This window comes from Paenibacillus sp. FSL R5-0887 (genome assembly GCF_038002305.1).
GTDB lineage: Bacteria > Bacillota > Bacilli > Paenibacillales > Paenibacillaceae > Paenibacillus_AQ > Paenibacillus_AQ odorifer.
Genome location: NZ_JBBOCE010000002.1, coordinates 1,689,561 through 1,703,776, shown reverse-complemented (window position 1 = coordinate 1,703,776; position 14,216 = coordinate 1,689,561). Strand labels below are relative to the sequence as shown.

Below are 14,216 nucleotides of genomic sequence, written 5' to 3'. Positions count from 1 at the left end.
TGAGGTTCAAATGTGGAGCGTAGGATTAGCATTACTAATCCTCTCAATTTCTTCTTTTATGATTTGTAGGATTAGTTCTTTAGATGATGTTGCTAGATATTCTCGGTTGCGCCGCTGCAATATACCCACTTGAATGAACGGCTCGCTTAGTTCAACATCTATTTTTACGATATCTGTCATTAAAGCTGTCGAATCAAGCACTACCCCCACCCCAGGGTTCTTTCTTACAAAATGAGGAATAGCAGAAATTTGGCTTATGGTGGATAAAGTGGGCTTTGATTCGAATCTCGAAAATTGCTTAGCTAACCGAAGGTAATATAAGCAAGTGCGTCCTCCAGCTATAATTGGATATTCAAGAATTTCTCGAAATGAAATATCGTCTCGTCCGTTTAAAGGATGATTTTCATCTACTATAAAAGCGATTTTCTCGTGATAAAGCGGTTCGAAATAAAAGAAAGACAGGTCGGACGGCTCACCGCAGATGGCGAAATCCAGTTCTCTTTGTAGAACAAGTTGTGAGAGGGAATCAGTGTTACCCTGAATGAAGTTACATGCCATCTTTGGTTTTTGCTCCTGAAACTTTCGCAAGGCGTTCGGTAGGACGGATTCCATCATGGATTCAATGCTTCCGATATGAAGTGTACCAATTTCGTCATGCTGTAAAGCTTTGGTGAGTTCTGTTACATAGTTCCAATGTTGAATAAGGTTATCGATTTCCCCTGCAAAAACTTGCCCGGCACTTGTCAGTTCTACTTCCCAGCCTCTGTGAAAGAGTTGTATGCCCAGTTCTTTTTCAAGTCGTTGAATTTGGTTGGTAATAGTAGACTGTGCATAATTCAACTTCTCTGCAGCGCGTGAGAAAGTGCCTTCTTGAAGAATGGTCTTAAAAGCCATCAGTTCTTTTAGATCCATCGATTGTCACCTCTATCGGTATAATTGATTAAGATTATTATCTTATTCAATTATATAAATCAAAATACTGAGAGTACAATAAAAGAATTCCAAAGAAGGAGTGAATTATAATGCCATTCATTAGAGTCAGTTATCTGGAGCAACAATACGACACTCATCAGCTAGAAGGAATATGCAGAGCGATTATGAGCGCGTTAATTCAGCATTTCCATGTACCGGAGGATGATATGTTTCAGGTTTTTCATGCGCATAAAGCGGGGGAATTTTTTTATAGTAAAGATTATTTAAATATTGAACGAAGCGACGGACTGATATATATCCAAGTTACGCTAAAATCCGGAAGATCAACGGAACAGAAGAAAAGCTTTTACGCGAGGCTAGCCGAGGAATTATCGATGACGCTAAACATCAGAAAAGAAGATATATTCATTGTGCTCGTCGATACGGAATTCGAAGATTGGTCGTTTGGTAACGGTGTTGCTCAAATGCTACAACCTCCGGTTAGGGAGGTGTAATATGGCGCATCAGAAAATCGTCACAAATGTACGGGAATCGTTAGGGGAGTTCGCTCCGGCATTCGTCGACTACTCGGAAAATGTGTTATTTGGGGACTTATGGAGACGTGAGCAATTATCACTTCGGGATCGTAGCATGATTACGATTTCTGCCTTGGTGATGGGGGGCATGACGGAACAACTCCCCTATCATCTGCACTTGGCTTTAGAGAACGGCTTACAACTTGAAGAAATCGTGGAGGCCATCACCCACCTTTCTTTTTATGTAGGTTGGCCGCGAGCCTCTTCAGCTCTAGAAGTTGCAAAGGATGTAATAGGAAAAAATAAATAACGTCTGACTTTTCAATCCCATCCGTAACCTTTAGGAACTTCATTGGCACTTGTATATAATACGGAAGAAGGGAGCGGAGGACAGATGCTTCAGTATATCGAAGAGGCTAAACAAGGAGACCGACAAGCTTTTGAACAGATTGTTAAGCACTTTACACCGATGGCCAATGCAGTTGCGTTCGAAAAGCTGCGTGACTATCAATTAGCGGAAGATGCTGTGCAGGAAGCTTTCACAGAAGCCTTTTTGCATTTGAATAAATTACGAGCAGTAGAGGCATTCCCGGGCTGGTTTAAAGCTATTGTGGTGCGGCAATGTTATCGCATCTTGCGAAGAAAGCAGCATCCTGCATTACCCTACGAGGAAGCTGCGCAAGCGACAGAATCTCCATTTTCTATAGCAGATATTATTGAGAAAAAGGAAACCCAACGGCTGGTTCACGAGTCTATAGCTGCATTAACGTCCAATATGCGGATTGCCGTTCAATTATATTATTTTCAAGGCTACTCACTACAAGAGATTGCTGACTTTCTGGGGACTTCGGTTTCGGTATTGAAGAAGCGACTTTTTGATGCCCGCCGCAAGCTGAAAGGTGCATTGCCTGTGGCAGATGTTCTTTCCGTATTCAACCATTTGTACGAAGGGGGAAAAGCTGTGCTTCACATTGTAAATGGAGATGTAGTGGGAGAGAAGCTGCGGCAAGGAATCGTGAAAGGTGATGTACTAGTGTGGAGAGAGGTATATTCGCATGGGCCGGTATTCTTGGATCCTGCCGATGGAGATAACCGCGCTGTTCGAGCGCAATATTTGGAACAAACGATGGGGATTCCGCAGAGGGAATTTATCGCCAATAGTGAGAGGCAAGAGAAGATTTTAGCTGATTTCCATAAATATGAAGAAGTGGTGTTATGGTTCGAGCATGACCTTTTCGATCAGACGATGCTCAGTTATTTACTCCATTGGTTCTCGAAGCAGAAAATGTTAACCACCAAGCTAAGCTTACTATGCATTGGAGAGTATCCGGGAATAAAGTTATTTCGAGGACTTGGACAACTTTCTATAGAGCAGATGGAAACATTATCAGGCACATGGAAGCTAATCGGAGCCAAAGAATTAGAAGCAGGTCAAGCACTCTGGGAAGCCTATGTATCACCGAATCCAGAATTGCTGTCACAACGATTAACTATAGATACGTCGGCTTTACCCTTTGCACATGACGCCTTCCGGGCGCATTTATCGCGCTTTCCTTCTACTACAAACGGACTTGGCATCGTAGAACAAATCACGCTGGAGATGATCCATGAGGGAATAAAATCACCCTATGAGCTGTTCAAAAATGTGAGTGATAAGCTTCATATCTTGGGAATGGGCGACTTGCAATATTGGCATATCCTAAGAAAGATGGTACAAGGCACGTACCCTTTGCTACAAACTCATGGATGCAATGAGTTCCCTGTTTATAACGATTCAGTAATGCAATTTAAAGACTGTGGGCTTGTATTAACAGAGCTAGGTAAGAGTGTAATAGCTGGAAACGAAGACTGGGTGCAGAAGAATGGCAGCGATGAGTGGTTTGGAGGTGTACATCTGCAAGGATTGACTCCGCGCTGGCGGTGGAATCCGTTGGTCGGTGCGCTTCAGGAGAGAAGTGCCGAGGCGTAATTTATTAATCTAAATGTTTGCTACACAAGGCATATTGAGCATAAAAAGACTTCCGCTAATTTGGAGATACTCAAACGCTCCAGAGGGGGAAGTCTTTTTTGTTGTATCCATATATTATATGAATAGTAAATATAGTATATATCATCTATTTAAAGGGTGATTGATCTTTGTTGGAGAATATTATCTATAGAATAAATAGTGAAAGTATTCACTTGATGATGCAAAGGGAGGAATATTCGTTATACGATAGGAGGATGATGTATCAATGTCCATACAGAATAAAACAGCAATGATAAGAATTGCAAAAGCAAATTTAAAAGCGGAAAAAACCAAAAATTACTTTGTAGGCAGTGTGATAGCTTTAGCTGCGTTTTTATTAACTGTTGTAATGACCTTTGGTTATAATTCTTTTACTAACCTACAACATGAGTCGAATTTCCAGGCTTTATTCTATAATCTCAATAATAATGAAATCTCACGATTGAAAGAAATAGAGGGAATTAATAAAATCGGACTCTATAAGGAAATAGGCAGAGAGAAAAAAGAGGAACGCCTATTGTCCATTCTCTACACGGATCAAGCCATGATGGATTTATCAAATGCCAATATCGTTCTGGGGAAGTTCCCTACAAAAGAAAATGAAATTGCAATAGAAAAAGACTTTCAGTTATCCGATGATCGAAGCCTGGGGCTTGGCGATTCTATTTCTTTGCAATTTAGAAACAATGCCAGCAAAGAATTTCAAACCAGCCAATTTGTGATTTCTGGAATTCTGCAAACAACCGCATCAGGTAACGAGAATCGAATCGGCTACAATGCTCTGGTATCAAGCGCGTTCGTTGAGGCAGATCCATTTCTTTCCAAAGAGGATTTCTCCGCGGCAATTAGCATCAACAACAGCAGCAGTTATTCCAACGAGGAACTGAAGTCAAAAATCAAAGAAATAGGGCAGCGAATGGGTATCTCTGAGAGAAATATTCAGATCAATAATGTAAATGTGGACAGTAATAATCTGTCAGGAAGCACTGTGATATCCATCCTGTCTATCATGCTGATCATCGCACTGGCTTGTTGGCTAGTTATCTACAATATCTTTTATATTTCAATTACTAAGCGAATTAAACAATACGGACAACTTAGAGCAATCGGTGCAACAAAAAAGCAGATAAAACAGCTAGTTCTATATGAAGGGAAAAATCTTTCAAGAAAATATATCCCTATTGGAGTTATCTTAGGATGTTTAATGAGCTGGATTTTAAGTGGCTTTCACTGGAATGCAGTTCCAAGTTTTTCACTTGCCTTTTTAGCCGGTTTTCTCACCAAAGTAACAGTTAGAGCTTCATTAAACGCACCATCTAAATTCGCATCAAGAATCTCTCCTATAACAGCGATTAGACATGTAGATGCCGATGTTAATACAAAAAAGGAGAAAAGAAACTCGAAAAGACTCACACCATTTTCTTTAGCTGCATTGAACTTATCAAGAAGCAGGAAAAAGACGGTGTTAACTTTGCTGTCTCTTTTTTTAAGCGGAACGCTATTTGTTTCCTTGGGGACATTATTAAACTCGGTCGATCCAATCTCAAAAGCAGAGAAATATTTTCCGAATCATGGTCGGTTTGATATTCAAATTAATAATGAGTTGTATTCTGAAACAACCTCATTAAGTGATCTTCAGACGGAAGGGCAACTATCTACTTCTTTAAAAAATAAAATCCTAGCTATAAATGAAGTTGAGGACGTAATCGAACATCAGTATATTGAAGCTGCTATCGAAGGAATAAAAACGGATGATGGGGCCGCGATAGTCAGTATTGAGAATATCCCTACGTTAAACAACGAAAGATGGAGTAGTCATTTGGCTGAGGGGAAGATCCCAGATGTTGATTCGTCGGATGCATCCTACATTCTCCTTAACAGCGCCAGTAGTGACTTAGATTATTACGGGGCTCATTACGCTGTCGGTGATCATATTTCATTCATAATTGCTAATGATCAGGAGAAGGTTAAACATGATTTTGAGATCATTGGAGATATTACGGATAAGAATTCAGGAACTTCATTTTATCTTCCGCCCAAAGTAATGAAAACTGTAGCCCCTTTTAATAGCAATAAGAGCTACGAAGTTATTACTATGGATAAATCGAATGAAGAGTCAATAAAGAGTGAGTTAGAGGGTGTGATTCTCAATGAGGATACACTCAAATTATTGTCTTTTTCCGAAGTTGTGGAATCCAATAGAATTGCTTTTAGAACTATTACTATTTCAGTGTATAGTTTTATGGTTTTTATAGCAGTATTCAGTATGATCAATCTCTTGAACACCATAATCACCACTATTTCTGCAAGAAAAGGGGAGCTAGGCCTTATGCAAGCCATAGGAATGAGCCGAAAACAATTAATGGCTATGTTAACCTATGAAACAGGATTTTTAGTGGTTGGAAGCTTTACGATGGCTCTTTTTACGGGCAATCTAATGGGATACATGATAAGTAAGAGTGCAGGGAATATGGGGGGGCTTTCCTACATTCAATACCAATTCCCTTGGAGTGCTATTTTCCTGTATTTCTTGGTTATTTTACTTGTCCAGACTGGTATGGTTCAGTTTGTTAGACGATCAATATCGAAGCAGAGCATTATAGAGCAATTAAATTAACGATGCGGAAAGTTTAGCTATATTTAATAAATCCCTCGCCTTTATACGGGCCAAACGTGAAAATAAATAGTGAGTAGCAATTAACGTTGAAGGGTGATTTATATGCTGAAACTGCCGGTGTATCATTCCGTAATTTCTTCCCATGCCATAGTACCCGTAATTAATGATCTTTATGAAATCGGGGATGTTTTGGAGTGTAGTTTTTATGAGAACGGACTTAATGATACCTATTTACTAAAGACCTCTATTGATAAATACATTCTTAGGATCTATAAAGCTCATTGGCGAAATAAACATGAGATTGATTTTGAACTGGAGTTATTGAATCACTTAAATAAGAAGAATATCCCTGTATCGGCTCCGGTAATCAGCAGGGAGGGTGGTTACCTAATTGAGCTGGAGGCTCCTGAAGGAATACGTTACGCAGTTCTGTTTACTTTTGCAAAAGGCAATTATTCCGATGAAAAAGCTAGCTGTGAATTATACGGTGAACAAGTGGCTAAGATGCATCTGGCTATGGATGATTTCGAATGTGGGCAGCAAAGATTTACGCTTAATCTAGATCATCTGCTTCAAGAACCGCTTCAATCGATTCGCAAGCCTTTATCCCACAGGCAAGAGGATATCGATTATCTAGAATCTTTGTCGGAAGTATTGGCAAATAGCATAGCTGAAATCTCATCAGAGCTGGATTGGGGGGCATGTCATGGTGATCTTCATGGAGCGAACGTACATTTCTACGAGGATACCCTGACTCATTTCGACTTTGATTGCGGAGGTTTTGGCTGGAGGGCCTATGATGTTTCCGTGTTTCTGTGGTCAAGGGTTAGAGGGAAAGAACGAGAGCATTTTGACAATGAACAATGGACTGTTTTCCTGGATTCATACCAAAAGCATAAAGTATTATCTGAGAACGATTTAAAGGCAATCCCTATATTTGTTGCTATCCGGGAGATATGGTTGATGGGTCTGCACACAGGGAACGCACAGGTTTGGAGTTGTGGGTGGCAAAACGATCATTACTTCAATACTAATCTGCAATTCCTACGTAATTGGTGTGAAGTTCATTCTATCCAATAGACAATACCCAAACAAGAAGCCACTCCATATTTAGGGGTGGCTTTACTTCAGTCATTATTCATAAACGTCTTATGATAAGCGTTACGATATTGGGTGGGCGTCATGTTTTCGTATTTTCGGAAGAGGCGCATGAAATATTTATCGTCGGTGAATCCCGTCTCTGTCGCGATGTCCCTCACGCTTAATGCGGTTCTGGTTAGTAGCTCCTTCGCTTTAGTCACACGTACTGAATGGATATATTCCAATGGCCCCATGGAGGTATGCTGTTTAAATAGCCGAGCTAAATAGTCCTTGTTGTAATTGAATTTATCCGCGATGATGGCCACGGTAAGCGGTTCGCTTGCATGTATCCTTGTCCACTCAGCTATTTTGACGAAGGTGACATCTTGCTGTGCGCGGATCAGCTTACTGGCGAACGGCTGAAGTGCATGCTCAGACAGCTCAATTAAAAGCGAGGTCAGCAAATAATTAACGCTGGAATAGGTTAAATACCCCGAGTTGGCCACATGAAGGATTTGATTCGCCAGAATATGAATCCGGTCACTATGTTCGATTTTTATGATTTGGGGCAGATATAGATCATGTACGGACCATAAGCGCTGTGTGCGCGAAAAGATTTCTTCTGCCTCAGGCTTCATTTCCTCCTCACTCAGTAATAACCCCTCGGTTGTCAGTTCGAAATGAAACCAATAAAACTTAACCCCGGGTCGTGACTCTCTATAGCCGACATGTGTGCGATTAGGCATGAGCAGAAAAGCTTCGTCAGGGCCTACTTCAAATTGTTTGTTCTCCTCACTCAAATATACCGTTTCGTTCACCCCAATGATTAGTTCGTAGTTCCCCATAACACGCTCCACATGCTTCCATGGTGTTTCTGAGATAAATTCACCTGCCGCTGTAAAATGAACAGGTGCATCTGCATTTATTTTTAAATAGCTCATGCGGTCCTCCTAGCAATCAATAAGTCGGGTTTGTCCACTATTTGTACGACTGATCTACCGACAAATCAACGTTCCGGTGTTATCTTATGGATACAAATATACACTTGTCATCTAACCCTGACAAGATTGCGAGGGAGCGATTTCATTGAAGACGCAAGCTTTTGATCTACAGAACGTACGAATTGATTCAGGTCCACTTCTCCATGCGATGGAGTTAAATACTGATTATTTACTCAAGCTTGAGGCAGATCGGCTTCTGTCGCGTTTTCGCGAATATGCTGGCTTAGAGCCTAAGGCTGCTCACTACGAGGGCTGGGAATCTCAGGGCATTAGCGGCCATACGTTAGGCCATTATATTTCTGGATGTGCGTTAATGTATGCCTCTACGGGAAATGAAGAGCTGCTACAACGCGTGAATTATGTAGTAGATGAATTAGAGCTATGTCAGGATGCGCATGGCAATGGCTTTATTTCCGGCATTCCTCGTGGCAAGGAGTTATTTGAGGAAGTGAAGGCAGGCGACATTCGCTCACAGGGCTTTGACCTCAACGGAGGTTGGGTGCCGCTTTACACGATGCATAAGCTGTTTGCAGGTCTTCGCGATGCTTATCGATTGGCCGGCAATCAGAAGGCGCTCGTTATTGAAACGAAGCTGGGGCTGTGGCTTGAGGATATTTTTGCAGGGCTGAGTAAAGATCAGATCCAAGAGGTGCTGCGTTGTGAGTTTGGCGGCATGAATGAAGCGCTGACGGATTTGGCAGAGGATTCCGGAGAAGATCGTTTCCTCGCGTTAGCGGAAAGCTTTTATCATGGGGAAGTGCTTAATGATCTGGCCGTAGAAAAAGATACCCTAACTGGAAGACATGCTAATACACAGATTCCAAAAATCATCGGAGCTGCTAGACAATATGAGGTAACTGGGCAGGAGCATTATGCAGGTATTTCCCGCTTCTTCTGGGATCGGGTCGTGAATCATCATTCTTATGTGATCGGTGGCAACAGCTATAATGAGCATTTTGGTGAACCGGATAAGTTAAATGATCGATTGGGTGAAGGTTCCTGTGAGACATGCAACACGTACAACATGCTGAAGCTGACTAAGCATATGTTCCAATGGGATGCGTATGCAGCGTATGCAGATTACTACGAACGTGCGATGTATAATCACATCTTAGCCTCTCAGGAGCCGGTAGATGGCCGGGTATGTTACTTCGTATCTCTCGAGATGGGTGGACATAAATCGTTTAATTCGCAGTTCGAAAGCTTTACGTGTTGTGTAGGTTCGGGAATGGAAAGCCATTCTATGTATGGCTCGGCGATATACTTCCATAGTGCAGATGAGCTTTATGTCAATCAGTACGTACCTTCTACAGTGGCTTGGAAAGAGCAAGGCATTAGCTTGCAGCAAGAGACCAAGTTCCCGGCAGAGGGACAAGGTGTACTGCGGATCAGTGCAGCACAGCCAACGAAATTCACATTAAAGCTAAGATATCCTTACTGGGCTGAGCAAGGGATGAGTGTTAGCGTAAATGGTGAAGATGTTCAAGTAAATGTAGGCAAATCTAACTACTTTACTTTGGATAGAGAGTGGCAGGATGGAGACGTTGTCGAATACGATATTCCGATGTCGGTGAGAATCGAGACGATGCCGGATAATCCGAACCGAGTTGCATTCCTTTACGGGCCACTTGTGCTCGCAGGTGATTTTGGGCCTATAAATGCAGAGGCCAATAGCGATCGCGCCCTTGCTTCCGTATTAATCGGAGATCGGGACACACTGACGGACAACCTCATCCAATCTAATGTGAGCAAAAATGTGTTCCGGATGAAAGGTTTAGGGTATACAGGGGATCATGAGCTTCGTCCGTTCTACCCTATGCATGATCATCGTTATTCCGTGTATTGGGATTTATTTACACCGGAAGAGTGGAAGCTGGCAGAGGCTGAATATCGCGAAGCCGTGGAGAATAACTTGCTGCTTGAGCAGTTAACTGTCGATTCGGTACAACCTGCTGAAATGCAGCCTGAACGCGATCATAATTTCACAGGTGAATTTGTAGGCTTAGGTAAAATCCACAATCGCAAGTATCGGGACAGCTGGATCAATGGCTGGTTCTCCTTCACGATGGAAGTTTTGCCGGATGAGCAAGTGGATCTGGTGGTCACGTATCTGAAGTCGAACGATACTTCGCTGGCATTTGATATTTTGGCGGATGGGGAGCAACTTGGTGTAGGCACTCTTGAGTCTGAGGAGATGAATAAGCTGGAGACGATTCGCTATGAACTCCCGCAGCCGATCACGAGCGGCAAATCAGCAGTTACGATCAAGTTTGCTTCTCATGAAGGACATAAGGTTGGCCAAGTGGCCGGACTACGTATCGTTAAACGGAACTCTTGAATAAAAAGGCTTACAGAATTATAATAGGAACAATTCTTTTAATTGAGGTGAAATGGATGTCTTTCCGTACCGTTACAAGGAACTAGTTATCGGGCTGGGTGAAACGCGTACCAGCTATCAAGGGGGGAATCTACCCTTTTGGTTACAACTAACTAGAGCTTTGAACGGTGCCATAGGCAGCTATTTTTGTAGAGCCAGGCACTTAACCTATTTAACTTAGAGAACCGTTTATTTGTGGATGGTTTTTTACAGTGGGATAGGGGCGCCTGGCTTTTTTGCATTCAATTAAAAGAGGGGATAAATGATATGTTAAAAAAGAGTCTAGCTCATCTAAAGTGGTGGGTATGTGGTTATATTTTATTGGGTTTTGCCATTCAGCTGTTAAGTAGTTTAGGGGTTGTTGTCTTTCAAAAAATATTAGATAAGGCCACGGTAATCAACAGTTTTGGTGAAATATCCACATTAATTATGGTGTATGGGTTTCTGCTAGCTGGGGTGGCGATCCTGAATTATATAGACGAATACCCGAGTGTGTTTTTATCGAACAGCATCACGGAGCGGTTAAAGATTCTTGCACTGTCCAAAATATCAAAAATGGATTATCAAGCGTATCAGGATATGGGAACAGGGCAGATGATTAAGGTGATCGAGAACGGGGCAGCGGCTGGAAACAGCATTATTTTTTCTTTTTTTCTCAAAACATTACATGAGTTGTTACCTACTCTTCTATTCAGTCTAGTCTTTATCAGCTTCTATGATCTAAGGATCATGTTAGTGATTGCAGCTGGCTACGTGGTTGTCTTTCTGATAACAAATCTGTTGTTGAAATTTCTGTATGCCATGAAGGCTGCCATTCTCCAAGAGCAAGAAAAGATGTCCAGATTCTCTATCCGCGGGTTTATGGAATTGGTCGTCTTTAGAACCAACAAGAGATATGAGAAAGAGATCGATAAATTAAGCCAGACTGCACGCACTATCATTCATAAAAATGCTCAGCTAAAAATGATCCATGAAGCTTTTTTTGCTATATTCGAGTTATTTGTCACGATCATTAAAGTTGTTGTCCTGATTTATGGTGTGAAAAGCATTGTCGCAGGCGAGACCTCCCTTGGTATTGTGGTCGCATTGTTTATGTTCATCGATAAAATTTATACCCCAGTTGCCATCTTTAATGTTTTATTTGTAGATTACAGACTGAATAAAGTGACCTACAGAAGATTCGAGGAATTTATTGCTGCCCCAGAAGATAAGAACTTGGAATCCGGAGAAGCCATCACTGAGCTCCAAGGCAATATTGAGTTTAGGGAGGTGTCCTTTACTTATGGGAATGTGCAGATACTGAACAACCTGTCTTTTTCGCTTACGCGAGGAACTTCTGTTGCTATTGTCGGATTAAGTGGAGGCGGGAAATCTACGCTGATTAAATTGATTGTGGGGTTATTAAAAAAGGGCGAAGGTGAACTCTTACTGGACGGTAAGGATATCGATGAGATTCGTTTGAATAGCTACTATGATCATATTTCCTATCTATCCCAAGATACGCCGATTTTTGATGCTACGATAAGGGATAATATTGTATTTGATGAGGATACTCTGTCGGATGAAGAGCTATATGAGATTCTGGGAAAAGTTCATTTGCAGGAAAAAGTAAGCCATTTACCGGATCGCTTAGATACTTTGGTAGGCGAAAAAGGTCTCAAATTATCAGGAGGCGAAAGACAGCGATTAGCGTTTGCCAGAGTCATTGCCCAAAAAAGAAATATTCTAATTCTGGATGAGCCCGTGTCAGCGCTTGATAATATCACTGAGCAAAGTCTTATGGAGACGATTTTGAATGAATTTAAGGACAAAACTATCATCATTGTGGCCCACAGGCTTAATTTTATAAAAGACGTTGATAAGATATTGGTAGTGGATCAAGGGTCAATTGTTGGGGAAGGGAAGTTTGATGATTTAATAGAACAGTGCGAAGCTTTTAAAGCGTTATGGAATAGAAAAATATCGTTTACAGATTATCGATAAATTGCTAGACTCTTCTAAAAAAAGAGGTGCTATCTATGGCTTGGCCAACACATATTGTAGCGGTGGGTGGAATTGCAATAAATGAAGAGGGAGATATTCTTTTAGTAAAAACACATCATGGTGGGTGGGTATTTCCTGGAGGACAAGTGGAAGTTGGAGAAAACCTAATGGATGCACTAATTCGCGAGATTAAAGAGGAAAGTGGAATAGATGTCGTTGTTTCTCAATTGATTGGCGTGTATTCGAATACAGGTATGCATAAATGGTATGACGGTGAGACGGATGTTCCTACCAAGGTCATGTTAGACTTTATCTGCAAGCCCGTGGGTGGAGAATTAAGTACTTCGGAGGAAACATCTGAAGTGATGTGGGTAGCCAAGGAGAAGGTGCTGGATCTGATTTCTGCAGCGGCTATTCGTACCCGCTATCAAGCTTATTTGGATTTCGACGGAAATACTAGGTACATGGATTATGTAACTGGAGGTGCGTTTGAAGTTAAATTGGATCGGACGGTGTAAAAAAAGAAGCTTTGAGGCTTTCCCGAAAGGGAAGGCCTCTTTTGTTGGGAATGAGCAATCATTCCGCTATATCGTATAAGGATTGTATCGAATCATCTCAATTAAATTCACTGCGGCTGCTGATAAGGGCTCATTTTTACGTGTACAGATTGCAATGGTATTTTTCAGATGGACTCCTTCTACATATACTCGGCACAATTCTCCACGCTCTACATATTTGCGTACGACTAATGAAGAAACGAAGTTTGCACCATATCCGGCGATAACGGCTTTGATGGCTTCATGTAGTCCATTAAATTGCAGAGAGATGATAGGAGCGGGTGTGTTGTATGTGCGGCATAAAGATAATAATCGCTCCCGCGTTGAACTCCCTTCTTCACGCATAACGAAGGGTTCCTTCATCATTTCGGATAGAGAAACTTGCTGATTGGCATAACGATGATCGGGTGCGACTACAAACCATAACTCGTCCTGAAATAACTCCTCTGTCTGGATTGTATCTGGATAAGCCTCGGCGATTCCTCCATAAATAGCTATATCCACATCTACATTTAACAGCTGCTTGAGGGCATCACTTGAGTTGGTAGTGGTGATCATCATCTCCACTTGTTCATATTGCTGCTTAAATTTTGCAATCCAGGTAGGAATGAGAAAGTGAGCAGGCAAATACGTTGCGGCTAGACGGATACTTCCGTTACTGCCGTTAACATAATCTTGAGCGAATTGCTCAATTTGTTGTTCTACGGCGAACAGTCGCTTGGCGAGTAGAGTAAGCTCTTCCCCTGCATCTGTTAAAGCAATTCCTCTGCCTTGAGGTTTAAATAGGGCAAAGGACAGTTCCTTTTCGAACTTCTTAATCTGCGCAGTGATGGCAGGCTGACTTATATTTAAAATTTCTGAAGCGCGTGTCACACTGCCTGCCGATGCGATTACATGGAATAAGCGTAAGGCATGTAGGTTCATGGTTAAACTCCCATTCTTCGATTCATATATTAAATATATAAATTAAATATAAAGATATATTATATTTATGATTATAACTGATTTACAATACAGATATAAAGATGAACTTGGAAAGATGAGATTAGGGAAAGGAGTAATGGAGAGGAGGTTTGGAACTGTAGGAGCGTAGCGATCGCCTTTGTCTCCGGATTTCAACCATGAACAGTGTTTAAATTGAAGAA

General features: G+C 41.5%; 11 protein-coding genes. 8 read left to right on the top strand and 3 right to left on the bottom strand.

The genetic code is table 11. The annotated features are described in order from the left end of the window. Positions 1 to 6 precede the first annotated feature (6 nt). Positions 7 to 912 carry a LysR family transcriptional regulator gene (locus MKY14_RS25420; protein WP_076124625.1) on the bottom strand — a complete coding sequence of 302 codons (906 nt, stop codon included), beginning with the start codon at positions 910 to 912 and terminating at the stop codon, positions 7 to 9. 110 nt (positions 913 to 1,022) lie between these two features. Between MKY14_RS25420 and MKY14_RS25415 the strand changes: the two genes are divergently transcribed. From MKY14_RS25415 to MKY14_RS25395, 5 genes are all read left to right on the top strand, one after another. Further along, positions 1,023 to 1,427: a tautomerase family protein gene (locus MKY14_RS25415; protein WP_076124624.1), complete on the top strand. Its 405-nt coding sequence runs from the start codon at positions 1,023 to 1,025 to the stop codon at positions 1,425 to 1,427. Position 1,428: 1 nt separating this feature from the next. After that, positions 1,429 to 1,758 (top strand): carboxymuconolactone decarboxylase family protein, encoded by a 330-nt coding sequence (locus tag MKY14_RS25410; RefSeq protein ID WP_076124622.1) that lies wholly within the window; start codon positions 1,429 to 1,431, stop codon positions 1,756 to 1,758. 84 nt (positions 1,759 to 1,842) lie between these two features. Next, on the top strand, positions 1,843 to 3,417 hold the full coding sequence (locus MKY14_RS25405; RefSeq protein WP_340977625.1) for a sigma-70 family RNA polymerase sigma factor: 1,575 nt from the start codon (positions 1,843 to 1,845) through the stop codon (positions 3,415 to 3,417). A gap of 265 nt (positions 3,418 to 3,682) precedes the next feature. After that, a complete protein-coding gene (locus tag MKY14_RS25400; protein ID WP_340977623.1) occupies positions 3,683 to 6,073 on the top strand; it encodes an ABC transporter permease in 2,391 nt (796 codons plus the stop codon). Positions 6,074 to 6,175: 102 nt separating this feature from the next. Continuing rightward, on the top strand, positions 6,176 to 7,153 hold the full coding sequence (locus MKY14_RS25395) for a phosphotransferase (RefSeq protein ID WP_076282338.1): 978 nt from the start codon (positions 6,176 to 6,178) through the stop codon (positions 7,151 to 7,153). Between the two features lie 47 nt (positions 7,154 to 7,200). Here the strand turns inward: MKY14_RS25395 and MKY14_RS25390 are convergent, their stop codons facing one another. Next, a complete protein-coding gene (locus MKY14_RS25390; protein WP_340977622.1) occupies positions 7,201 to 8,094 on the bottom strand; it encodes an AraC family transcriptional regulator in 894 nt (297 codons plus the stop codon). Between the two features lie 145 nt (positions 8,095 to 8,239). On the opposite strand from MKY14_RS25390, the gene MKY14_RS25385 reads away from it, so the two are divergent. From MKY14_RS25385 to MKY14_RS25375, 3 genes are all read left to right on the top strand, one after another. Continuing rightward, positions 8,240 to 10,492, top strand: coding sequence for a beta-L-arabinofuranosidase domain-containing protein (locus MKY14_RS25385; RefSeq protein ID WP_340977620.1), 2,253 nt, complete (start codon positions 8,240 to 8,242; stop codon positions 10,490 to 10,492). A 306-nt stretch (positions 10,493 to 10,798) separates the two neighbouring features. After that, entirely contained in the window at positions 10,799 to 12,514 is a 1,716-nt protein-coding gene (locus MKY14_RS25380; RefSeq protein ID WP_076275994.1) for an ABC transporter ATP-binding protein, read from the top strand. Between the two features lie 35 nt (positions 12,515 to 12,549). Then, positions 12,550 to 13,032 (top strand): NUDIX hydrolase, encoded by a 483-nt coding sequence (locus MKY14_RS25375; RefSeq protein WP_076101239.1) that lies wholly within the window; start codon positions 12,550 to 12,552, stop codon positions 13,030 to 13,032. A 66-nt stretch (positions 13,033 to 13,098) separates the two neighbouring features. On the opposite strand, the gene MKY14_RS25370 is transcribed toward MKY14_RS25375, so the two are convergent. Further along, the gene (locus MKY14_RS25370; protein ID WP_076302321.1) at positions 13,099 to 13,995 is read right to left on the bottom strand and encodes a LysR family transcriptional regulator; all 897 of its coding nucleotides are present in this window, start codon (positions 13,993 to 13,995) and stop codon (positions 13,099 to 13,101) included. Positions 13,996 to 14,216: the final 221 nt, after the last annotated feature.

Bases quoted from the DNA above. Each gene is read 5' to 3' on its own strand.
- MKY14_RS25420 (WP_076124625.1), bottom strand. From the start codon at position 912: ATGGATCTAAAAGAACTGATGGCTTTTAAGACCATTCTTCAAGAAGGC.
- MKY14_RS25415 (WP_076124624.1), top strand. From the start codon at position 1,023: ATGCCATTCATTAGAGTCAGTTATCTGGAGCAACAATACGACACTCAT.
- MKY14_RS25410 (WP_076124622.1), top strand. From the start codon at position 1,429: ATGGCGCATCAGAAAATCGTCACAAATGTACGGGAATCGTTAGGGGAG.
- MKY14_RS25405 (WP_340977625.1), top strand. From the start codon at position 1,843: ATGCTTCAGTATATCGAAGAGGCTAAACAAGGAGACCGACAAGCTTTT.
- MKY14_RS25400 (WP_340977623.1), top strand. From the start codon at position 3,683: ATGTCCATACAGAATAAAACAGCAATGATAAGAATTGCAAAAGCAAAT.
- MKY14_RS25395 (WP_076282338.1), top strand. From the start codon at position 6,176: ATGCTGAAACTGCCGGTGTATCATTCCGTAATTTCTTCCCATGCCATA.
- MKY14_RS25390 (WP_340977622.1), bottom strand. From the start codon at position 8,094: ATGAGCTATTTAAAAATAAATGCAGATGCACCTGTTCATTTTACAGCG.
- MKY14_RS25380 (WP_076275994.1), top strand. From the start codon at position 10,799: ATGTTAAAAAAGAGTCTAGCTCATCTAAAGTGGTGGGTATGTGGTTAT.
- MKY14_RS25375 (WP_076101239.1), top strand. From the start codon at position 12,550: ATGGCTTGGCCAACACATATTGTAGCGGTGGGTGGAATTGCAATAAAT.
- MKY14_RS25370 (WP_076302321.1), bottom strand. From the start codon at position 13,995: ATGAACCTACATGCCTTACGCTTATTCCATGTAATCGCATCGGCAGGC.